19 protein-coding genes are annotated in these 20,918 nt (G+C 70.4%); 8 read left to right on the top strand and 11 right to left on the bottom strand.

Annotated elements, in window-relative coordinates; translation table 11 throughout:
- Positions 1-4: 4 nt before the first annotated feature.
- Positions 5-1,048, bottom strand: a complete 1,044-nt coding sequence (locus ACIRR9_RS01570; protein WP_403746398.1) for an NAD(P)-dependent alcohol dehydrogenase — start codon at positions 1,046-1,048, stop codon at positions 5-7.
- A 174-nt stretch (positions 1,049-1,222) separates the two neighbouring features.
- On the opposite strand from ACIRR9_RS01570, the gene ACIRR9_RS01565 reads away from it, so the two are divergent.
- A complete protein-coding gene (locus ACIRR9_RS01565; protein WP_403746396.1) occupies positions 1,223-2,146 on the top strand; it encodes a helix-turn-helix domain-containing protein in 924 nt (307 codons plus the stop codon).
- A gap of 145 nt (positions 2,147-2,291) precedes the next feature.
- Here ACIRR9_RS01565 and ACIRR9_RS01560 read toward each other — a convergent pair whose 3' ends face one another.
- The 5 genes from ACIRR9_RS01560 to ACIRR9_RS01540 form a co-directional block, all read right to left on the bottom strand.
- The gene (locus tag ACIRR9_RS01560; protein WP_403746393.1) at positions 2,292-5,597 is read right to left on the bottom strand and encodes a S8 family peptidase; all 3,306 of its coding nucleotides are present in this window, start codon (positions 5,595-5,597) and stop codon (positions 2,292-2,294) included.
- A 230-nt stretch (positions 5,598-5,827) separates the two neighbouring features.
- A complete protein-coding gene (locus tag ACIRR9_RS01555) occupies positions 5,828-6,511 on the bottom strand; it encodes an ABC transporter ATP-binding protein (RefSeq protein ID WP_403746390.1) in 684 nt (227 codons plus the stop codon).
- Between the two features lie 252 nt (positions 6,512-6,763).
- Complete coding sequence (locus ACIRR9_RS01550) at positions 6,764-8,260, bottom strand: ABC transporter permease (protein ID WP_403746387.1); 1,497 nt, start codon at positions 8,258-8,260, stop codon at positions 6,764-6,766.
- A gap of 155 nt (positions 8,261-8,415) precedes the next feature.
- Positions 8,416-9,666 carry an Ig-like domain-containing protein gene (locus ACIRR9_RS01545; protein WP_403746385.1) on the bottom strand — a complete coding sequence of 417 codons (1,251 nt, stop codon included), beginning with the start codon at positions 9,664-9,666 and terminating at the stop codon, positions 8,416-8,418.
- 232 nt (positions 9,667-9,898) lie between these two features.
- Positions 9,899-10,246, bottom strand: a complete 348-nt coding sequence (locus ACIRR9_RS01540) for a hypothetical protein (protein ID WP_365340258.1) — start codon at positions 10,244-10,246, stop codon at positions 9,899-9,901.
- Between the two features lie 109 nt (positions 10,247-10,355).
- Between ACIRR9_RS01540 and ACIRR9_RS01535 the strand changes: the two genes are divergently transcribed.
- Both ACIRR9_RS01535 and ACIRR9_RS01530 read left to right on the top strand, forming a co-directional pair.
- Positions 10,356-10,682: an LAETG motif-containing sortase-dependent surface protein gene (locus ACIRR9_RS01535; RefSeq protein WP_365340259.1), complete on the top strand. Its 327-nt coding sequence runs from the start codon at positions 10,356-10,358 to the stop codon at positions 10,680-10,682.
- Between the two features lie 41 nt (positions 10,683-10,723).
- Positions 10,724-11,494: a hypothetical protein gene (locus ACIRR9_RS01530; protein ID WP_403746381.1), complete on the top strand. Its 771-nt coding sequence runs from the start codon at positions 10,724-10,726 to the stop codon at positions 11,492-11,494.
- An 89-nt stretch (positions 11,495-11,583) separates the two neighbouring features.
- Here ACIRR9_RS01530 and hutH read toward each other — a convergent pair whose 3' ends face one another.
- The 3 genes from hutH to ACIRR9_RS01515 all read right to left on the bottom strand — a co-directional run bounded on the left by hutH (position 11,584) and on the right by ACIRR9_RS01515 (position 15,299).
- Positions 11,584-13,122, bottom strand: coding sequence for a histidine ammonia-lyase (gene hutH, locus ACIRR9_RS01525; protein ID WP_403747021.1), 1,539 nt, complete (start codon positions 13,120-13,122; stop codon positions 11,584-11,586).
- A gap of 76 nt (positions 13,123-13,198) precedes the next feature.
- Positions 13,199-14,344 (bottom strand): diguanylate cyclase domain-containing protein, encoded by a 1,146-nt coding sequence (locus tag ACIRR9_RS01520; protein WP_403746378.1) that lies wholly within the window; start codon positions 14,342-14,344, stop codon positions 13,199-13,201.
- A 160-nt stretch (positions 14,345-14,504) separates the two neighbouring features.
- Entirely contained in the window at positions 14,505-15,299 is a 795-nt protein-coding gene (locus tag ACIRR9_RS01515; RefSeq protein ID WP_403746376.1) for an enoyl-CoA hydratase/isomerase family protein, read from the bottom strand.
- Between the two features lie 208 nt (positions 15,300-15,507).
- Here ACIRR9_RS01515 and ACIRR9_RS01510 point away from each other — a divergent pair, with 208 nt between their 5' ends.
- Positions 15,508-16,068 (top strand): hypothetical protein, encoded by a 561-nt coding sequence (locus ACIRR9_RS01510; RefSeq protein WP_403746373.1) that lies wholly within the window; start codon positions 15,508-15,510, stop codon positions 16,066-16,068.
- A gap of 72 nt (positions 16,069-16,140) precedes the next feature.
- Entirely contained in the window at positions 16,141-16,437 is a 297-nt protein-coding gene (locus tag ACIRR9_RS01505) for a hypothetical protein (protein ID WP_403746370.1), read from the top strand.
- Between the two features lie 31 nt (positions 16,438-16,468).
- Here the strand turns inward: ACIRR9_RS01505 and ACIRR9_RS01500 are convergent, their stop codons facing one another.
- Complete coding sequence (locus ACIRR9_RS01500) at positions 16,469-17,581, bottom strand: adenylate/guanylate cyclase domain-containing protein (RefSeq protein WP_384576701.1); 1,113 nt, start codon at positions 17,579-17,581, stop codon at positions 16,469-16,471.
- A 278-nt stretch (positions 17,582-17,859) separates the two neighbouring features.
- Positions 17,860-18,726: a biotin--[acetyl-CoA-carboxylase] ligase gene (locus ACIRR9_RS01495; RefSeq protein ID WP_403746368.1), complete on the bottom strand. Its 867-nt coding sequence runs from the start codon at positions 18,724-18,726 to the stop codon at positions 17,860-17,862.
- A gap of 110 nt (positions 18,727-18,836) precedes the next feature.
- Between ACIRR9_RS01495 and ACIRR9_RS01490 the strand changes: the two genes are divergently transcribed.
- The 3 genes from ACIRR9_RS01490 (at position 18,837) to mmpB (ending at position 20,888) form a co-directional block, all read left to right on the top strand.
- Positions 18,837-20,432 carry an acyl-CoA carboxylase subunit beta gene (locus ACIRR9_RS01490; RefSeq protein ID WP_403746365.1) on the top strand — a complete coding sequence of 532 codons (1,596 nt, stop codon included), beginning with the start codon at positions 18,837-18,839 and terminating at the stop codon, positions 20,430-20,432.
- A 9-nt stretch (positions 20,433-20,441) separates the two neighbouring features.
- Entirely contained in the window at positions 20,442-20,654 is a 213-nt protein-coding gene (locus ACIRR9_RS01485) for an acyl-CoA carboxylase epsilon subunit (RefSeq protein ID WP_365340276.1), read from the top strand.
- A gap of 105 nt (positions 20,655-20,759) precedes the next feature.
- A complete protein-coding gene (gene mmpB / locus ACIRR9_RS01480) occupies positions 20,760-20,888 on the top strand; it encodes a morphogenic membrane protein MmpB (RefSeq protein ID WP_260327982.1) in 129 nt (42 codons plus the stop codon).
- The last annotated feature ends 30 nt before the right edge of the window (positions 20,889-20,918 follow it).

Raw genomic sequence — 20,918 nt, 5'->3', positions numbered from 1 at the left:
AGGATCAGATGGTCGCCGTGTCGATCACGAAGCGGTAGCGCACGTCGCTGTTCACGACCCGCTCGTACGCCTCGTTGATCTGGTCGGCGCCGATGAGCTCGATCTCGGCGCCCAGGTTGTGCTCGGCACAGAAGTCGAGCATCTCCTGGGTCTCCGGGATGCCTCCGATGCCGGAGCTGCTCAGGCTGCGGCGGTTGCCGAAGACGGAGGAGAGGAGGATGTGGACCGGCTCCTCCGGGATGCCGACGTTCACCATGGCGCCGTCGGTGCGCAGCAGCGACAGGTAGGCGTCGAAGTCGAGCGGTGCCGACACCGTGTTCAGGATGATGTCGAACGTGCCCTTGAGATCGGCGAAGGTCTGCGGGTCGCTGGTCGCGCGGTAGTGCGTGGCGCCCAGCTTCAGGCCGTCGTCCTTCTTGCGGAGGGACTGGGACAGGACGGTGACCTCGGCGCCGAGCGCCGCCGCGATCTTCACGCCCATGTGGCCCAGGCCGCCGAGACCGACGACCGCGACCTTCTTGCCGGGGCTGGCGTTCCAGTGCTTCAGCGGGGAGTACGTGGTGATGCCGGCGCAGAGCAGCGGGGCGGCGACGTCGAGGGACAGGCCGTCCGGGATCCGGACGACGTAGTTCTCGTCGACGACGATCTTCTGCGCGTAGCCGCCGTAGGTGGGCTGCCCGTCCTTGCCGACGGCGTTGTACGTCCAGGTCGGGCCGCCACCGGTGCAGTACTGCTGCAGACCGGCCTTGCAGTTGTCGCACTCGCGGCAGGAGTCGACCATGCAGCCGACGCCCACCCGGTCCCCCACCGCGTACTTCGTGACACCCGGGCCGACCTCGGAGACGATGCCCGCGATCTCGTGGCCGGGCACCATCGGGAAGATCGCCGTCCCCCAGCCCTCGCGGGCCTGGTGGATGTCGGAGTGGCAGATACCGGCGAACTCGATGTCGATGAGGACGTCGAACTCGCCGACCGCGCGCCGCTCGATCGTGGTCCGCTCCAGCGGGGCCTTCGCGGCGGGCGCGGCGTAAGCAGCAACAGTGGTCATGAGGGGGGTTCTCCTAGTGGTGTCTTCGCGCCCGGTCGTCTTCTGCCTCCCCGGGCGCGCCTCCAGCCTCCTCCACGCTACGTCCGTCACCCAGCCCCCGCCTCTGCGTACGTCTGCCGTGCCTACCACTGGCGGGGTCAGGTTCCGGTGCGTACGACCGTGAATACTGGATGTATGGAAGACCACCCCCTGCCCTCCCCCACCCCCTCGGAGCCCCTGCCCTCCTCCGCGCCCCTGGACCGGCGCGCCGAGCTCAGCGAGTTCCTGCGCTCCCGGCGGGCCCGGCTGCTCCCCTCCGACGTGGGGCTGCCGGACTTCGGGCGGCACCGCAGGGTGCCGGGGCTGCGGCGCGAGGAGCTGGCGCAGCTGGCCGGGGTGTCGGTGGCGTACTACACGCGTCTTGAGCAGGGCAACGGACGGAACGTCTCGGCGGAGGTGCTGGACTCGATCGCCCGTGCGCTGCGGCTGACCGACGCCGAGCACGCGCATCTCATCCACCTCGCCAAGGGCAAGCAGCACAAGAAGAAGGCGTCGGCGCGGCCGCAGCAGGTGCGGGCGTCGCTGGGGCAGCTGCTGGAGGCGATGGACGGGGTACCGGCGTACATCGTGGGGCGCCGCTCGGAGATCCTGGCGTGGAACCGGATGACGGCGGCGGTCTTCGGTGACTGGGCGGAGCTGCCGGTGACGGAGCGCAACTGGGCGCGGCTGACGTTTCTGCGCCCCGACTACCGCGATCTCTTCGTGGACTGGGAGCAGAAGGCGATCGACATCGTCTGCCAGCTGCGTATGGACGCGGGCTGCTATCCCGACGATCCGCGGCTGTCCGCGCTGGTCGGCGAGCTCTCCGTGAAGAGCGAGGAGTTCCGCCGGCTGTGGGCGACGCACGACGTCAAGGAGAAGAGTTACGGGCTGAAGCGGATGCATCACCCGCTGGTGGGCGAGCTGTCGCTGAGCTACGAGTCCTTCCGTATGCCGGGCGATCCGGACCAGGCCCTGGTCACCTACCACGCGGAGCCGGGCTCCCCGTCGGCGGAGGCCCTGCGGCTGCTGGCCAGCTGGGGGACGGACGCGACCCGGGTCGCCCCCACCACGCGCTGAGACCGCACACCGAGACCACGCACTGAGACCACGCGCTGAGCCCTCGCGCTGAGCCCCCGGAACATGGAGAACGGCCCGCCGGAAGCCGCGCTTCCGACGGGCCGCTCGCTGTGGATCCACTCAGCGGCTACGACTCAGGCATGTCTCACTTGGCGTAGTACGCGTTGTAGATGGAGATCGTCGACTTGTTTCCGTTCTTGTCGGCGATCTTGGCGTGGAACGAGATGGCCTTGCCCTTGGCCGGGTTCTTGACGGTGATCCTGCCGTTGGTGACCGTCAGCTTCTTCCAGGTCTGGCCGTAGTCGTACGACACGTAGACCGTGAGGGACTTCAGGTTGCGGCCGGCGGCGGCACCCTCGACGGTGACCGGGAAGGTGACCGTCCTGCCCGCCTCGACGCGGCTGTCCAGGCCGGTCGCGGCGCCGAAGTGGACGGTGGAGGCCGGGAGCTGGACCGAGCGGCCGTTGGCCGGCTTCTTCGAGTGGAAGGTCCAGCTCGCGTCGATCCGGGTGGAGGCGGCCGCGACCTTGACCGAGCGGATGACCGAGGTGGTCAGCTTGTACTCGGCGTCGGCGGACGGCACGGTGAAGGCGTCGCCGCCGAACAGCGGGTCCTTGTTGGAGCCCACCTTGGTGCCGTTGCGGTACAGGGTGGTGTTCACCGACAGGAAGTCGGAGGACCCGGGGTGCTTGTTGCCGTCGGCGAACAGCGGGACCACGCCGTAGATCTGGTTCTCCGCGCGGAACAGGCCGTACTCGCTGCTCAGGTGCGGGCCGAAGACCGCCGTGTTGAAGGTGTTCCTGTAGGTCAGGCCCGCCTTGTAGGCCTTCGGGTTGTCCAGGGTGTAGCCGGCGTCGGCGATCGGCAGGCCCTGGGCGTCGTGGCCGCTGTACTGCAGGGCGTCGAATCCCCACATGGCGCTGTCGGCGGTGGAGACGTGGAAGGTGCGGGTGCTGGGCAGCTTCTGCTCGACCGCGTCACCGATGACCACGTCCGCGCCGACGACACCCCAGGGGCTGACCGCGCCGGTCTTGCCGGGGGCTGAGGCGCCGACGGTGTTCTTCACCGTGGCGAGTTCACCGGCCTTGAAGTGCCGGACCTTGTCGCCCTGGACCTTCTTGACCTGGGCGCTGGTGGCGACGTCGTACTCCTCGTTGTCGCCCTTGGTGAACTGGCCGCTCCAGGTCTGGGTCAGACCGCCCGTGACCTCGCCGCCCAGCGGCGCGATCCGGATCCTGTCGAAGGAGTCGAAGCCGACACCGATCCCGATGCCCGCCGGGTCGTACATGTAGTCGACCATCGCGAAGTGCGGGGTGGCCTGCGCGTCCGGCACGGTGATGTCGGCCGACTTGGCGGTGCGGGCGTCGATGGTGACCGTGAGGTCCTTGGTGACGCTCAGCTTCGGCTGGACCAGCCAGTCGAGACCGCCGTCGAAGGTGGTGAAGTCCTTCGCGATCCAGGAGTCGAGCAGGTACGTGCCCTTCGGTACCCGGATCGTGGTGGTCCCGGAGTCGGACGTCGGCACATTGATGCTGCGGTCCTCACCGAGGCCCGAGTAGCCGCTCAGGCCGGTGTTGTAGACACCGGTCGGGTTGCCGTCGCGTCCGATGTGCTTGACGGTGACGCTGTACGACTGCACCTCGCGCTGCACCGCGGCCGCCGTGCGGACGCTCTGGCCGCCGCCGGTCGCGGTGACGTACGCCGAGTAGGCGCCGTCGAGGGTGCCGCCCAGCTTGGTGTCGACGGCGAGGTCGACGGAGGCCTTGCCGCCCGCCGGGACGGTCACCTTGGTGGCGCCGAGCTTGAAGAAGCCGGCCGGGGCCGCCGCGCCCTCGGGGCCGGTGGCGGACGACTTCAGTGTGAGCGTCACATCGGAGGTGCCGAGGTTGCGGTAGGTCAGCTGCTTGGTGACCGGGGTGTCGTCGGTGTGCGGCCACTGCTGCACACCGAAGTTGACCGACACCGGGTCGGAGATCACCGTCTGCCTGATGGCCTTGTCGACGGCGATCCGGCCCGAACCCTGCTCGAACGGCGTGTAGTTGCCGCCCTTGGCGGAGCCGGTCAGGGCCGCCTTCAGCTCCTCGTAACCCCAGTCGGGGTGCTCCTGCTTGAGGATCGCGGCGGCGCCCGCGACATGCGGGGTGGCCATCGACGTACCGGAGATGGTCAGGTAGCCGGGCGGGTTCTCGCCGACCTCCTGGTCGATGACGCTGCCCTTGGCCGCGGCCGCGGTGATGTCGACGCCGGGCGCGGTGACGTCCGGCTTGATGGAGCCGTCGGCGGCGGGGCCGGTGGAGGAGAAGTCGGCCAGCTTGTCGTTGCCGTCGACGGCGCCGACGGTGAGCGCGGACTCGGCGCTGCCCGGCGAACCGATCGACTCGGGGCCCTCGTTGCCCGCGGCGATCGCGAACAGGATGCCCTTCTCCTTGGAGAGCTTGTCGACCTCGGCTTCCAGGGGGTCGATCTCCGGGGTGTCGGTGCCGCCCAGGCTGAGGTTGACGACGGAGGCGCCCTCGGCGGCCGCCCACTCCATGCCGGCGAGGATGCCGGAGTCGTCGCCGGAGCCGGTGTCGTCCAGGACCTTGCCGTTGAGGATCTTCGCGCCGGGCGCGACACCGGTGTACTTGCCGTGGGACTTGGCGCCGGTGCCGGCCGCGATGGACGCGACATGCGTGCCGTGGCCGAAGTGGTCCATGGCGTCGGCGGCCGAGGTGAAGTTCTTGGAGGCGATCACCTGGTCCTTGAGGTCCGGGTGGGTGGTGTCCACACCGGTGTCCAGGACGGCGATCTTCACGCCCTTGCCGTTGTAGCCGGCCGCCCATGCCTTGGGGGCGCCGATCTGCGGCACGGACTTGTCGAGGCTGGCCTTGCGGACACCGTCGAGCCAGACGTGCGCGATGCCGGCGGCGGCCTTGTCCCCGTCGGTGACCGCGTCCCACAGTTCGGGCGCGTCCTTGACCGGGGTCTGCACGGCGTCCGCGTTCAGCGTCCTGAGGCTGTGGCGCAGGGTGCCGGCGTCCCGGACGTCGGCCTTGGCGGCGGTGGCGGCACCCTTGTACCCGACGATGACCTTCAGGCCGTTCCGCTGGGCCCCACGGGTCGCCGCCTTGTTCAACTCGGTGACGTCGAACAGCCGTTGGTCCAGCTTGCCGGAGGTCACCAGCTGCACGGCGTCGCCGGGGACGACGAGGGTGTGCCCGTCGACCTTGCTGATCCGGAAGGGGATGCGCTCGCGTCCCTTGGCCCGCTCCAGGCCGACGACGCGGCCCTTGGCGTCGAGGGCGACGCGGTCGCCGGTGATCAGGGTGACGTGGTACTTGGCGGTGAGCGACGCGGAGGCGGCCGGGACGGCGGCGCGCTGCTCCGGCTTCGCCGACGCCGGGCTGGTCATGCCTGCGGCGAGGGCGACGGCCGCTGCCGTGGCCACCGTGGCCGCGGCAGCTCTTTTCACTTGTCTGCGCAAGACTCCCCCTGGAGACGGTGTGCCGGGCGAATTCCCCGTTCACCCGGTCGGGGGCAGTCCCGTACGCACATACGTCAACCCCCCGGTACACGGAGTATGCCGGGGGGTGATCAGCGGGCTCAATAGATGAGAGACCGGTAAGAAGAGTGCGTGACAACTGTTACGCGCCGGGGCGAACACCGTTACGCAACCGCGCGGTTGTGCGAAGGGGTTCGATGTTACGCGCCGGCGTTCTCCTTGACGGTGATCTTGCCCTTGCGGATGGTCGCGAGACGCGGGGCCTTCTTCGCGATCGCGGAGTCGTGGGTGACCATGATGAAGGTCAGCCCGTGCTCCTTCCACATGCTCTCCAGCACGTCCATGATCTCGTCGCGCATGCCCTCGTCGAGGTTGCCGGTGGGCTCGTCGGCGAGCAGCACCTTGGGCTGCTTGACCAGGGCCCGGGCGATGGCGACGCGCTGCTGCTGGCCGCCGGACATCTCGCCGGGGAGGTGGCCGAGGCGCTCGCCCAGACCGACCGACGTCAGTGCCTCGGCGGCGCGTTCACGCCGTTCCTTGGTCTTGACGCCGAGGGGGACGAGGGCGGTCTCGACGTTCTCCTGTGCGGTGAGCGTCGGGATCAGGTTGAAGGACTGGAAGACGAAGCCGATGTTCTCGCTGCGGACCCGGGTCAGCTTGGTCTCGGAGAGCTTGGCGAGGTCGGTGCCGTCCAGGACGACCTCACCGGACGTCGGACGGTCCAAGCCGCCGAGCATCTGCAGGAGGGTGGACTTGCCGCCGCCGGTGGGGCCCTGGATGACCAGGCGGTCGCCGTCGGCGATGGTGAGGTCGATGCCGTCGAGGGCGCGGACGGTGTCCTTGCCGCGTGAGTAGAGCTTGGTGACGTTTCTGAGGTCGTACATGGGGGCTCCTGGTTTCCGTCGGGGTGGGGGCGGATCGTTGTCGGCTGCCGGCCGGTGGGGGCTGGTCGCGCAGTTCCCCGCGCCCCTGACGGGGCGCTGCAGTCGCGTCAGCTACATAGCTGTGGGCAGGCGTGCCGCAGGGCGGCACGGGTGGGCGATGGGGGTCCCCCGCTCGAGCGAAGTCGAGAGTGGGGGAGGCACCCCGCAAGCGCGGGCGAGCGAAACCCCCACCCCAGCCACACCCAACGGCGGCTACTCCACGCGCCGCAACGCGTCCGCCGGGCGGAGCCGGGACGCGCGCCAGCCGCCGAACGCGCCCGCGATCAGGCCGCCGGCCACTGCCAGGCCCACCGCGAGGACGATCGTCGTCACGCTGACCGGGGCCGTCAGGGCGACCTCCAGGGTCTTCGCGGCCTGCCGGCCGGGGCCGAAGCCACCGCCGCCGCCACCGCCGAAGCCGCCACCGCCGCCGGGGCCGCCACCCGTGTTGCCGCCGCCGCTGCTGCCGAGGGAGGCCTGCAGGGTGGGGCTGATCTCGGTGACGACGTACGCGCCCGCCAGACCGAGCGCGATGCCGAGCGCGCCGCCGACCAGGCCGTTGACCATGGCCTCGCCGATGACCTGCCGGGTGACCCGGCCGGACTTCCAGCCCAGCGCCTTCAGCGTGCCGAACTCACGGACGCGCCGGGAGACCGCCGAGGAGGTGAGCAGACCGGCGACCAGGAACGCGGCCACCAGCACCGCGATGGACAGCCACTTGCCGACGTTGGTGGCGAGGCTGGAGGCGGTGGAGAGGGAGCCGGAGACGGTCTTGGCGAGGTCGGCGGAGGTGGTGACCGTCGTACCCGAGACGTTCTTCTGGATCGCGCTCTTGACGGTGTCGATCTGCTTGGAGTCGGTCGCCTTGACGTAGATCGTGGTGACCTTGTTCTTCTCGCTGGCCAGCGTCTGCGCCTGCTGCAGCGGGATGTACAGGTTGGCCGCGGAGTCACCGGAGTTGGCGGTGGCGACGCCGATCACCGTGAACTTGACGCTCTTGATGGTGACCGTGGAGCCGACCTTGTACTTCTTCTGCTTGGCGTAGGCCGAGTCGACGACCAGGACCTTGGCGTCCGTCTCGGACGACTTGAAGGTACGGCCGCTGGTGATCTTCGAGGAGGTCAGCGGGCCGAGGTCGGCGTTGCTGACGTCGGTGCCGAAGACGCTGTAGCTGTTGACGTCGAAGTTGGCGCCGCCGCCCTGGACCTGACCCTGCGGCGCGCCGGTGCCGCCGCCGTTGCCGCCGCGTTCGCCGCCCTGGCCGGTGCCGCCCGAGTTCTGGTTCTGCTGGAACTGACCCCGGGTGAACTGGCCGCTGATCTTGACCACGTTGAGGCTCAGTCCGCCGACCGCGGTCGAGACGCCCTTCTGGTCGGAGACCTTGGTGACGGTCGAGGAGGCGAGGGTGGTGAACCCCTGCACCATGACCCGGTCACTGCTCTGTGTCTTCGACGAGCCGTTGTTCTGCGCGTCGAAGTTGAATCGCGGACGCTGCGCGTCACTCGTGGTCGCCGACGCGGCCTTGGTGACCGTCATGTCCGTACCCAGGCCGTACAGCGACTGGAGGACCTTGTCCTGCGCCTTCCCCATGCCGTTGGACACGGAGTTGACCACGATGACCAGTGCGATGCCCAGCGCGAGGCCGGAGGCGACGACGAGAGCCGCCTTTCTGCGGCGGCGCAGTTCGCGCCTCAGGTAGGTGAAGAACATGACCGCAAGTTAGGGACGCACCGTGATGGCTCGATAAGGCCGAAATGAGAGAAGCATGAGAAGGCTGTGGTGGACCCCAGAAATGCCGGTGCCGCCCCTGGGGGCGGCACCGGTGAGCTGTGTGGTGGCTGTGCGTCAGGCGCGGCCGGACCGGCTCAGACGGCCGAACCGGCCTTCCACTGGGTCCAGTTCATGTTCCAGCCGTTGAGGCCGTTGTCGGGGGCCACGGTCTTGTCGCCGGTGTTGGAGATGACCACGACGTCACCGACGATCGAGTGGGTGTACATCCAGTAGGCGGGCGTGGTGGTGTCGTTGGCACCCTTGGTGTCGGACAGGCCCACGCAGCCGTGGCTGGTGTTCACGGAGCCGAAGATGGACTTGGCGCCCCAGTAGTTGCCGTGCAGGAAGGTGCCGGAGCTGGTGAGGCGGATGGCGTGCGGTACGTCCTTGATGTCGTACTCGGCCTTGCCGTCGTTGTCGGTGAAGCCGACGGTCGTGCCGTTCATCCGCGTCTGCTTGTACTTCTCGGACATCACCATGATGCCTTCGTACGTGGTGTGCTCCGGCGAGCCGGCCGAGATCGGGATGGTCTTGACGGTCTTGCCGTCTTCGGTGACCCGCATCTCCTTGGTCTTGGCGTCGACGTAGGAGATCTGGTTGCGGCCGATGTGGAAGGTGACCGTCTTCTGCTGGACGCCGTAGACACCGGAGGCGCCCTCGACACCGTCGAGCGCGAGCTTCAGCGTGACGGTGGAGTTCTCCTTCCAGTAGGTCTCGGGACGGCAGTCCATGCGCTGGGTGGAGAACCAGTGGCAGGCGACCTCCTGGCCGCTGCTGGAGGTGACCGTGACGCCCTTCTGGACGGCGGCCTTGTTGGTGATCTGCTTGTCGAAGTTGATCGACACGGGCATACCGACGCCGACGGTCGAGCCGTCCTCGGGGGTGAAGGTGCCTATGAAGCTGTTGGACGGGGAGACCGTGGTGAAGGTGGCGTTCTCGTGCGCGACCAGGCCGGCGGAGTCCTTGGCCTCGGCGGCGACCTTGTAGGTGGTGGACCGCTCCAGCTGGGCGTTGGGCTTCCAGCTCGTCTTGTCGGCGGACAGGGTGCCGGCGACCGCGGTACCGGTGGCGGTGGTCATGGTCACGCCGGTGAGCGTGCCCTTGCTGACGGTGACGGCGGCCGAGTTGTTGATCGACGCGCTGTCGGAGCCGTCCTTGGGGGTGATGGTGATGTCGGCCTTGGACGACTTCTTGGCCGCGGCCGCGTCCGCCTGGGACTGCGAGCTGTCACCGCCGCTGCCGGAGGACGACTTGCCGTCGCCGCCGGAACACGCCGTGAGCACCAGTACACCGCCGAGCAGTGCGGACGCGGCCATCAGGCCCTTGCGCCGCTTACTGTCCGTCATCACACGCTTCTCCATCGCTGCCGAGTCCGCGAACACACCGGGAGTCCCCGTCAAGAACCTTCAACGCTACGGCCGCTTCGCCCCGTTCCACATTCGCCGGATGTGTGGGGCACACCACGTCCGCCGGGGCGGCCGGTACGGGAGGGGCGGGCGGGGCCGGTCCGTGCGCCCCCTGAGACGACGAAACCCCGGACGGCGGTTGCCGTCCGGGGTCACAGGTTCCCCGGGACGCTCAGCCGATGCCGCCCTCTTCTTCTTCGTCGTCCTCGCCATCATCCTCGTCGAGATCCCAGTCCGGCGAATCCGGATCGTAGGAAATGCGCTCGCTGGACCAGGAGGCCTGCTGGAGCTCGACGCCGGGCACCTCACCTACCAGGTCGAACGGATCGACGAGATAGGCGAGGGCCTCGGCGGTGTCTTCCGTCACAGCCGCCTCGGCGTGCGTCCGCTCCTCGTCGGGCAGCTCGGGATCGTCCGCGATCCTGCGCAGTGCGGCCTTGGTGACCGCGTCGACGTCCTCGACTTCGACGACCAGCTCCACCCGAAGCCGTACAAAACGTGATGTCTCTGGAGTGCTCATGCCCGGAGCGTACGACCGAAACCTCCCGTGACTTTCCCGTGACCCGCGATTTTCACTAACATCTGCCCACACGGCCAATTCGCCAGCGTCACAAGGGGATCGATATTCCGTGTCATCCGCTCGCCGCCCGTTGCTGACCGCCACCGCCGCAGGCACGCTCCTGTGCGCACTGTGGTTCGTTCCGTCCGCCAACGCGTCGCAGGACGCCCCGGCGAGAACCGGCGCGTCGGAAAGTACGGAGAGTACGGCGACACAGGTCACCCAGCAGGCCAGGGCGCTGTCCGTGGCCACCACCGAGGCGACCGGGGACGCCACCCGCCTCGCCGACACCGGCAGCCCGGACACCACGCCGTACGTCGTCGGCGGCACCCTGTTCCTCGCCGTCGGCGCGGGCTTCGTGGTCTATTCGGTCCGCCGTGAACGGCTGGAATTCTAAATTACTTGACCGATCTTTGACCTGGGACCCACAGTCCTCCCATGAAGAGATCACCGGGCATGCGGACCTGCGCCCTCGCGGTCGGCGGCGCACTGTCCCTCGCCATCATCACGGGCTGCTCCGAGGGGAGTTCGAAGGAACCGTCCGGCTCGTCCTCCGTGCGGGCGCTGAGCGCCGCGGAGTTGAAGCAGCGGATCCTCGCGCAGGGCGAGGTGGACGGCTACAAGGTGAACGCGATCGGCGAGGCCGCGCCGACCAGGAACAAGATCAGGTCCAGCGACGAGAAGTGCCGCCCGCTGGCCTACGTCCTCACCGGCCTCGCACCGGCCGCCCCGGCCGCGGAGATCGGCCGCACGGTGCGGGAGGACAAGAAGGACCCGACCGACGACGCGACGTCCATGGACGACCTGGCCGACGGCAGGTTCGAGAGCGCGCTCAAGGAGTCGATGGACCTGGACGTCACGTCCGTGGACCTGTCCTCGTACGACGGCAAGGGCGCGGAGGACGCCCTGAAGGCGGTCTCCGCCGCGCTCCGGTCCTGCGCGACCGGCTTCACGGGCGGCGCGTCCGGTGACGAGCAGAAGATCACGAAGGTGACGGCGGTGAAGCCGTCGGGCGCGGGCGACGGGTCGGTGGCCTTCACGGCGATCACCGACATGGACGGCGACAAGGCCCCGCTGCACGCGGAGGTGGTCCGCCACGGCCCCACGCTCGCGACGTACTTCACGATGAACATCGGCGCGATGATGGCGGGCAAGACGTACAGGATACCGACAGCGGTGATCAGGGCCCAGTCGGCGAAGCTGGGCTGAGCGCTCCGGCGAAGGGGCGCTGCAGAGGAGCGCCCCTTGGGGGCGCGGGGAACTGCGCGACCAGCCCCCACGCACCCGCACCCGACGAACTACCGCAACGGCCCGGTCACCGTCTCCGCCGCCACGACAACCGCCCCGCCCCGCACGAACTCCTCCGCCGCAGCAAGGTCCGGCGCCAGGTACCGGTCCGGCCCGACACCCTGCACCCCCGCGGAGCGCACCGCCTCGATCACGGCCCGGGACGCCGGCGCCGGCGTCAGCCCTTCCCGCAGCTCGATCGCCCGGGTCGCCGCGTACAGCTCGACCGCGATGATCCGCGTCAGATCGCCCACGGCCGTCCGCAGCTTGCGTGCGGCCGACCAGCCCATGGACACATGGTCCTCCTGCATCGCGGAGGACGGGATCGAGTCGGCCGACGCCGGAACGGCGAGCCGCTTCAACTCACTGACCAGCGCCGCCTGCGTGTACTGGGCGATCATCAGCCCGGAGTCGACGCCCGCGTCGTCGGCGAGGAACGGCGGCAGCCCGTGGCTGCGGTTCTTGTCCAGCAGCCGGTCGGTCCGCCGCTCGGCGATGGACCCGAGGTCGGCCACGGCGATGGCGAGGAAGTCGAGGACGTAGGCGACCGGCGCCCCGTGGAAGTTGCCGTTGGACTCGACCCGCCCGTCGGGCAGCACCACGGGGTTGTCGACGGCGGACGCCAGCTCCCGCTCGGCCACCAGCCGGGCATGGGCGAGGGTGTCCCGGCCCGCCCCGGCGACCTGCGGAGCACACCGCACCGAGTACGCGTCCTGGACGCGCGGCGCGTCGTCCTGGTGGTGCCCGGTGAGCTGGGACCCCTTGACCACGGCGAGCATGTTGGCGGCGCTGTCGCCCTGCCCGGGGTGCGGCCGGATCGCGTGCAGCTCGGGCGCGAGCACCTTGTCCGTGCCGAGCAGCGCCTCCAGGCTCAACGCGGCGGTGACGTCGGCCGACTTGTAGAGCATGTCGAGGTCGGCGAGGGCCATGACCAGCATGCCGAGCATGCCGTCGGTGCCGTTGAGGAGCGCGAGCCCCTCCTTCTCGCGCAGTTCGACGGGCGCGATCCCGTGCTCGGCGAGCAGCTCACCGGCGGGCCGGACGACCCCGTCCGGACCCTCGGCCTCCCCTTCGCCCATCAGCGTGAGGGCGCAGTGGGAGAGCGGGGCCAGGTCGCCGGAGCAGCCGAGGGAGCCGTACTCGTGCACGACCGGGGTGATACCGGCGTTCAGTACGTCGGCCATGGTCTGGGCGACCTCGGGACGCACACCGGTGTGTCCGGAGCAGACGGTCTTCAGCCGCAGGAACATCAGCGCCCGTACGACCTCGCGCTCGACCCGCGGTCCCATGCCGGCGGCGTGCGAGCGGACGATGTTGCGCTGCAGCTGGGCCCGGAGCTCCTGGCTGATGTGCCGGGTCGCGAGGGCACCGAAGCCGGTGCTGACGCCGTAGACCGGCTCCGGCTTGGCCGCCAGCGCGTCCACGATCTCCCGGGCCGCCGCGAGCGCCGCGACCGCCTCCGCCGACAGTTCGATCCGGGCGCCGCCGCGCGCCACGGCGAGAACGTCGGACGCGGTGACACCGGACGTCCCCACCACCACAGTGTGCATATCCATATTCAGGAGCGTACGCATTGAATGCGGGCGCTGTCACTAGTGGGGTACAGGGTTGCCCCTTACTTGTACGTCACAGTCCCCGGCGTCCGCGGAAGCTGCGCCGCTCGGCCCGTTCCGGCGGAGGCGCGTCGGCCAGTCGCAGGACCGGGTCGTCCGGCCCCTCCCGCCCGGCCACCACCGGCCGGTCCGCACGCAGGGCCTTGGCCCGGTACTGGGCCGCGTCGGCGAGCCGGAACAGACGGCGGGCGGAGCGCACCGGACCGATCGGGTCCGCGGTCGAGGCGATCCCGCAGGCCACCCCCTCCCCCAGCTCCAACTCCCCGGCCCGGCGGCAGAGTTCGTCGGCCGCCTTGACCACGTCGTCGGCCTGCGGGCCGACCGCCAGCAGACAGAACTCGTCCCCGCCGAGCCGCGCGGCGAGGGTGCCCGGGAGCATCGCCCCGCACAGGGACAGCACCGAGCCGAAGCGTTCGAGGAGCCGGTCGCCGACGGCGTGCCCGCGGGTGTCGTTCACCTTCTTCAGCCCGTTGAGGTCGCAGACGACGAGACTGACCACGGCCCCCTCCGTGCGATACCGGTCGATCGCCTCGTCGAGGCCCGCGTCGACGGCACGGCGGTTGGCGAGCCCGGTCAGCGCGTCGGTGTACGCGAGCCTGCGGGCCTCCTCCAGGCGCTCGGTCTGTGCGATCCCGGCGGCGACGACGGAGGCCAGGACGGTGGCGAAGTCGGCGTCGGCGCGGCCGAAGACGGGGGCGTGGACGGGGCGGGCCACATACAGCTCGCCCCAGGCCCTGCCGTGCAGCACGATCGGGGCGACCAGGCAGCAGCCGCGGCCCCTGCGGCGCAGGGCGGCGACACGCTGGTGGGAGTAACCGGGGCGGCCGGCGGCGGGACCCTCCGCCGTCTCGACCCAGGCGTTGGGGCCGCCGCCGCCCGCCCAGCGTTCGTGGAGGAACTCGGTGATCTCCGGGAACTGGTGCACCGGATAGGCCTCGGCCTCGGGGAACTCCTCCTCGCCCGGGGCGCGCTCCCCGACGTTCACGAGGACCCGCAGCCGGCCGAGTTCGCGCTCCCAGACGGAGAGCGCGGCGAAGCTGCCGTCCAGCGCGCGGCAGGCGCCGGCCGCGGCGGCGTGCCAGCACTCACGTGGGGTGTGCGCCGCGGCCATGCCCTGCGCCAGCGCTACGACGGCGGCGAGCCGGTGGTCATCGCCCATTACTCCAGGTTAGGGATGATTTGGCTCATTCGGGACGTTGGTGCGGCGAACAGGTGTTGCGACCGATCGTCTCGTCGCGGACTGCGGGCCGGTGGGGGTTGCTCGCGCCCGCGCGGCGGAGCCGCATATCGATATAGCCCCGCGCCCCTCACGGGGCGCTTCACTCCCCCGGCCACTCCGGCTTGCGCTTCTCGTTGAAGGCTGCGACTCCCTCCGTGCGGTCGCCGGAGAAGGCCACCGTGCGCCAGGCCGCGTCCTCGATCTCCAGGCCCGCCCGGAGATCCAGCCCATGGCCCAGCCGCAGCGCGCGCTTCGCCGCCCGCAGCCCCACCGGCGAGTTCGCGGCCATGCGTTCCGCCAGCGCCAGGGCGGCCTCGCGGTCCTGCCCCGCCGCCACCAGCTCGTCGACCAGGCCCAGCTCGTGCGCCTCCGCCGCCTCCACCCGCCGCGCCGAGAAGATCAGCTCGGCCGCCCGGGCCGCCCCGACCCTGCGGGGCAGCAACTGCGTACCGCCGCCGCCCGGGATCACCCCCACCGACACCTCCGGCAGGCCCACCACCGCCGTACCGTCGGCCACGATCACATCGCATGACAGCGCCAGTTCGAAGCCCCCGCCGAGCGCGTAGCCGTGCACGGCGGCGATCGTCGGCATCGGCAGCTCCAGCACACCGGTGTACGCCCCGCGCGACAGCGGCCGCGCCCGGTGCAGCTCCGCGTCGGTGAGCGAGTTGCGCTCCTTCAGGTCGGCGCCGACACAGAACGCCCGCTCGTGCGACGAGGTCAGCACCACCACCCGTGCGTCCCGGTCGGCGCCCAGCGCGGTACACGCGGCCACGATGGAGCGGACCATCTCCGCCGACACCGCGTTCATGGCCTTGGGCCGGTCCAGTACGAGCTCCACGACGTGACCGTGCCGCCGTACCAGCACGAACTCCCCGTACCTCTCCTCGCTCATGACACCCTCCGCTCGACTCGCCAACGAGTTAACGCCTGTTAACCGCCCGATCATCGCAGCCTGGGCAGGCCCGGGAAAAGGCCCTCGGCCAGTCTCGAACACCCTCGTTCGGGTGACATCCCGGGAGACTCCCGGCGCACGCCCCACAGGAGCGCATAACGTGCGCTCGCCGCGGCGCATCGGGGGCGCGCAGCGAGGAGGGGATGTCATGACAGGAACTCCGTCGGCCGGTCGCCGAGGACGGCACCGCAAGCCCCGGCCGCGCAAGGTGCTGTTCGCCGCCGGAGGGCTCGCGCTGGCGGCCGGCGCGCTGAGCCTCGTACACCTGGTCCCGGAGGGCGGTACCGGCGCACCCGGCACGGCGGAGGCCGAGCCACGGCTGGATCCGACCGCCGACGCGACGCCGGACCGGTCCGCGAACACGGCCGTCAGCGTCGGCACGGTCCTCAGGGCGACCCCCTCCGGGGCCGACGTCATGGGCGGCACGAGCGCGACACCGACGACCACGGCGGCCGCCGCGCCGTCCGGGTCGCCGTCGTCCTCATCGACCGCGCCGCCCGGCCCTGCCACGGTCCCCACGACCATCCCGACGGCCCCGGCACGACCGACGAGCCCTCCACCTGCACCACAGGCCACCGGCACCCCCGCGTCCACTCCCGGCCCGACCTCGACCGCCGGCGCACACCAGCCCGGCGTGGGCGTCTGCCTGCCGATCGTCGGCCTGTGCGTGGACCCGCTCGCGGCCACGACTCCCCGTCGGGGCGGGTGAGCGGCCCGCGTTCACCTCGTGTCCATCCACCACGGCCAACATGGCACGGCCCCCGGAGCGACGAGGTGTCTGGTGATCAGCTTTCAGGTACGCAGGGAAACCGGCGACATGGTGGCGCACGGTTCGTCCCGACTGGACTGGATGAACACACTGCAGCACGTGGACGCCGACAGGTTTCCCTTCCTGGGGAGCCTGCTGCCGTACGCGGACACGATGTTCAACTCGCGGCAGATCGTGAGGCTTCGGCAGGAGCTCGCCGACCGGTCGGTGCGTGAGCTCCTGGGACAGGACACGGCAGCGGAGATCGAAGCGCTCTGCCTGCAGGTGGAGGGCACATCGCATCTCTACCTGTGGTTCCTGGGGGACTGATCCGGCAGAGCGGTGCCGCCGGCCGGGAGGATCAGGGGGCCGGCGGGTCGTCCCGGCGGGTGAGCAGCCACGGCTCCACCACGCCCAGGCCGCGGACCGGGCGCTGCCACATCGGCTGGAGTGCGAAGCGGTACGTCGGAGGCTCCTCGCCCTCCTTCTCGGCGGTCGCCGCCTCCTCCGCGGCGGCCGCCTCCGACGCCGGGGCCTCGCCCACCCGGATCAGTTCCTCCGCGAACGCGCTGTCCACCAGGACGGCGTCGCGGGGGGCTATGGAGGTGAGGCGGGAGGCGAGGTTCACGGTCGTACCGAAGACATCGCCCATTCGGGTGGTCACGGTCCCGAAGGCCATGCCGACGCGCAGCTCCGGCATCGTCTCGTCATGTGCCATGGTCTCGACGAGGCGCAGCGCGATGTCGGCGGCGATGCCCGCGTCGTCGGCGGCGTACAGCACCTCGTCGCCGAGGGTCTTGATGAGCCGGCCGCCGCGGGCCGCCACCAGGTCGGCGGCGGTGGTCTCGAAGGCCTCGACCAGTTCGCCGAGCTCCTCCTCCTCCATCCGGCGGGTCAGCCGGGTGAACCCGACGAGGTCGGCGAAGCCGACGGCCAGCCGCCGGTCGACCATCTCCTCGTCGTCGGCGGCCTGTACGACCCGGCCCGCCGAGGCGGCGAGCTGGCGGCGCCAGACGTAGACGAGGAACTCCTCCAGTTCGGGGAGCAGCAGTTCGACGATGGGGTACGTGACCTCGGTACGGGTCATGCCCGGCTCCGGGGGCTCGGTCAGACCCTCCAGGAAGGAGTCGATCTGCCACTCCGCCAAACGGGCGGTGGTCTGCCCGGTCGACCGCGCCACCTGCACGGCCATGGCCTCGCTGAGCAGCCCCGCCTCGACGAGACCGGCGAGCCGGCGCAGGGCCAGCACGTCGGCCTCCGTCAGCGCCTTGGCCTGCCCGATGTCGGCGAAGCCCATCGCGCGCCAGAACCTCGACGCCAGCTCCATCGAGACACCGGCGCTGCGGGCCGCCTGGAACGGGGTGTAGCGACGCTCGGCTCCGAGGATCAGGCCTTCGAGGCGCAGCGCGAGGGGGTCCTCGCCGGAGTCGGCGGCGTCCGCGCCCTCGCCGGAGCCCGTGTCGTCGACGGTCACGCGTGCTGCCCTTCCGATCTACCGCGGTCGCATACCGACCGGCCTCAACTCTACGGCAGGTGTGCGGTAGCTCACTTCGTGAGGTAAGCCGACATCAGGGGTTGCGGGGTGGTGAGTGCGGGGCGGTGTTGCGGTGGGCGTGCACTGGGGGCTGCCGCCCCCAGACCCCCACAGGGATCGCCTTGCATTCCGGCTGCGGGTGAGCGGGGGCTGGTCGCGCCCACGCGGCGGAGCCGCACATCGATAAAGCCCCGCGCCCCTTGCGGGGCGCGCTGCCCTTACGCAGGTCGCAAGTGGACGATGTCGCCTGCTCCCACCGGTTCCTGGACGCCGTCCGCGGTGGCCAGGACCAGGCGTCCGTCGCCGTCGATCGCCACCGCCTCGCCCACCAGCGAACGGTCCCCCGGCAGCTCGGCGCGTACCGTGCGCCCCAGCGTCGAGCAGCCCGCCGCGTACGTCTCCTGGAGTCCGCTGCGCGCCGGGTCGCCGCCCGCCGCGCGCCAGCGCCCGTACCAGTCCTCCAACGACCGCAGGACCGCCCGCAGCAGCGGATCCCGGTCCGTGTTCACCGCCCCCGCCAGCGCCAGCGACCCCGCCTGCGGTACCGGCAGCTCCTCCGCGCGGAGCGTGACGTTGATGCCCACGCCGACCACCACCGTGTCCTCCCCGGCCCGCTCCGCCAGGATGCCCCCGGCCTTCCGCTCCTCGTCACCGACGGTGACCAGGAGGTCGTTCGGCCACTTGAGTGCCGTGTCGATGCCCGCCGCCCGCGCCAGGCCCGTCGCCACCGCCACGCCGGTGAGCAGCGGCAGCCACCCCCAGCGGGCCACCGGGACCTCGGCCGGCTTCAGCAGCACCGAGAAGAACAGGCCCGAGCGCGCCGGCGCCGACCACTGCCGGTCCAGACGGCCCCGCCCGGCCGTCTGCTCCTCGGCGACCAGCACCGCGCCCTCCACGGCCTTGCCCGCCGCCGCCCGGGAGACCAGCTCGCTGTTGGTGGAGCCGATGCGCTGGACGACCTCCACATCGCTCCACAGCCCGCCCTCCCGCACCACGGCCCTGCTCAGCGCCGTGGCACTGAGTGGTGGACGGTCCAGGTCGGACCAACGATTGTTGTTGTCGTCTGCTGCATCTCGCGGCGTCATGCAAGCCACCCTAGGTGTGTTGTACGCCGCACCGCCGTTTGGTAGGCACGCCACTACTCTACGAATGAGTAACCGTCCCCCCTTTTGAGCAGGCAGGGAGCCGCATCCCGATGTCCGAGCCGGAAGAGATCGACATTCACACGACCGCGGGGAAGCTCGCGGATCTCCAGCGCCGTGTCCATGAAGCGACACACGCCGGTTCGGAGCGCGCGGTCGAAAAGCAGCACGCCAAGGGCAAACTGACGGCCCGTGAACGGATCGAGCTGCTCCTCGACGAGGGTTCCTTCGTCGAGCTGGACGAGTTCGCCCAGCACCGCTCCACCAACTTCGGCCTGGAGAAGAACCGGCCGTACGGCGACGGCGTCGTCACCGGCTACGGCACCGTCGACGGCCGGCCCGTCGCCGTCTTCTCCCAGGACTTCACCGTCTTCGGCGGCGCCCTCGGCGAGGTCTACGGCCAGAAGATCGTCAAGGTGATGGACTTCGCCCTGAAGACCGGCTGCCCGGTCATCGGGATCAACGACTCCGGCGGCGCCCGGATCCAGGAGGGCGTCGCCTCGCTGGGCGCCTACGGCGAGATCTTCCGCCGCAACACCCACGCGAGCGGTGTGATCCCGCAGATCAGCCTGGTCGTCGGGCCCTGCGCCGGCGGCGCGGTCTACTCCCCCGCCATCACGGACTTCACGGTCATGGTCGACCAGACGTCCCACATGTTCATCACCGGCCCGGACGTCATCAAGACGGTCACCGGTGAGGACGTCGGCTTCGAGGAGCTCGGCGGCGCCCGCACCCACAACTCGGTCTCCGGCGTGGCCCACCACATGGCCGGCGACGAGAAGGACGCCGTCGAGTACATCAAGCAGCTGCTGTCCTACCTGCCGTCCAACAACCTCTCCGAGGCCCCGGTCTTCCCCGAGGAGGCCGACCTCGCGGTCACCGCCGAGGACCTGGAGCTGGACACGCTCGTCCCGGACAGCGCGAACCAGCCGTACGACATCCACACGGTGATCGAACACGTGCTGGACGACGCCGAGTTCTTCGAGACGCAGGCCCTGTTCGCCCCGAACATCGTCACCGGCTTCGGCCGTGTCGAGGGCCACCCGGTCGGCATCGTCGCCAACCAGCCGATGCAGTTCGCCGGCTGCCTGGACATCAAGGCCAGCGAGAAGGCGGCCCGCTTCGTCCGCACCTGCGACGCCTTCAACGTCCCGGTCCTCACCTTCGTCGACGTCCCGGGCTTCCTGCCCGGCGTCGACCAGGAACACGACGGCATCATCCGCCGCGGCGCCAAGCTGATCTACGCCTACGCCGAGGCGACGGTCCCCCTGATCACCGTCATCACCCGCAAGGCCTTCGGCGGCGCCTACGACGTCATGGGCTCCAAGCACCTGGGCGCCGACCTCAACCTCGCCTGGCCGACCGCCCAGATCGCCGTCATGGGCGCCCAGGGCGCGGTCAACATCCTGCACCGCCGCACGATCGCCGAGGCGGCGGCGAACGGCGAGGACGCCGAGGCCGTCCGCGCCCGCCTGATCCGGGAGTACGAGGACACCCTCCTCAACCCCTACACGGCGGCCGAGCGCGGCTACGTCGACGCGGTGATCATGCCGTCCGACACCCGCCGCCATGTCGTACGGGGCCTGCGCCAGCTGCGCACCAAGCGCGAGTCCCTGCCCCCGAAGAAGCACGGCAACATCCCCCTGTAAGGAGCCGCTGTGACGATCAAAGTCGTACGGGGCAACCCCACCCCGGAGGAGCTGGCCGCCGCACTGGCGGTGGTGAGGGCGAGGGCGGCGGCCATGGCGGCGGCCGTCCCCGACCAGGCCCCGGGCACGAAGGACGCATGGTCCGACCCGGCCCGCATCGCCCAGCACCGGCTACCGCAGCCGGGCCAGAGCGCCTGGACCCGCTCTTACTGGCCGAGCTAGACCTCATCAGGGGAGCGGGGAACCGCGCACTGAAGAGGAACCCCGCCCACCGATTTGAGTACCCCTACTCAGGCGCCGCCCCCGGCCCAGCCGCACGCTGGTGACATGCTGTGGTCGGACCCCGAAGACGAGCCGCCGAAGGACCTGCAGGACATGCAGAACACCCTCCGGCGGCTCGGCGTCTTCCTGGCCCTGGTCATGCTCCTGCTGATGATCGTGCTCGGCGTGCGATGAGAGTCCCCCGGTCGGCCCGCACCGATACGC

This window comes from Streptomyces sp. NPDC101234 (assembly GCF_044767525.1).
Lineage (GTDB): Bacteria > Actinomycetota > Actinomycetes > Streptomycetales > Streptomycetaceae > Streptomyces > Streptomyces sasae.
Note: the sequence above shows the minus strand (reverse complement) of the source record. Positions and strands in the feature narration are given on the sequence as shown.

Bases quoted from the DNA above. Each gene is read 5' to 3' on its own strand.
- ACIRR9_RS01510 (WP_403746373.1), top strand. From the start codon at position 15,508: ATGACAGGAACTCCGTCGGCCGGTCGCCGAGGACGGCACCGCAAGCCC.
- ACIRR9_RS01545 (WP_403746385.1), bottom strand. From the start codon at position 9,666: ATGACGGACAGTAAGCGGCGCAAGGGCCTGATGGCCGCGTCCGCACTG.
- ACIRR9_RS01570 (WP_403746398.1), bottom strand. From the start codon at position 1,048: ATGACCACTGTTGCTGCTTACGCCGCGCCCGCCGCGAAGGCCCCGCTG.
- ACIRR9_RS01540 (WP_365340258.1), bottom strand. From the start codon at position 10,246: ATGAGCACTCCAGAGACATCACGTTTTGTACGGCTTCGGGTGGAGCTG.
- hutH (WP_403747021.1), bottom strand. From the start codon at position 13,122: ATGCACACTGTGGTGGTGGGGACGTCCGGTGTCACCGCGTCCGACGTT.
- ACIRR9_RS01520 (WP_403746378.1), bottom strand. From the start codon at position 14,344: ATGGGCGATGACCACCGGCTCGCCGCCGTCGTAGCGCTGGCGCAGGGC.
- ACIRR9_RS01555 (WP_403746390.1), bottom strand. From the start codon at position 6,511: ATGTACGACCTCAGAAACGTCACCAAGCTCTACTCACGCGGCAAGGAC.
- mmpB (WP_260327982.1), top strand. From the start codon at position 20,760: ATGCTGTGGTCGGACCCCGAAGACGAGCCGCCGAAGGACCTGCAGGAC.
- ACIRR9_RS01495 (WP_403746368.1), bottom strand. From the start codon at position 18,726: ATGACGCCGCGAGATGCAGCAGACGACAACAACAATCGTTGGTCCGAC.
- ACIRR9_RS01550 (WP_403746387.1), bottom strand. From the start codon at position 8,260: ATGTTCTTCACCTACCTGAGGCGCGAACTGCGCCGCCGCAGAAAGGCG.
- ACIRR9_RS01530 (WP_403746381.1), top strand. From the start codon at position 10,724: ATGAAGAGATCACCGGGCATGCGGACCTGCGCCCTCGCGGTCGGCGGC.
- ACIRR9_RS01515 (WP_403746376.1), bottom strand. From the start codon at position 15,299: ATGAGCGAGGAGAGGTACGGGGAGTTCGTGCTGGTACGGCGGCACGGT.
- ACIRR9_RS01565 (WP_403746396.1), top strand. From the start codon at position 1,223: ATGGAAGACCACCCCCTGCCCTCCCCCACCCCCTCGGAGCCCCTGCCC.
- ACIRR9_RS01490 (WP_403746365.1), top strand. From the start codon at position 18,837: ATGTCCGAGCCGGAAGAGATCGACATTCACACGACCGCGGGGAAGCTC.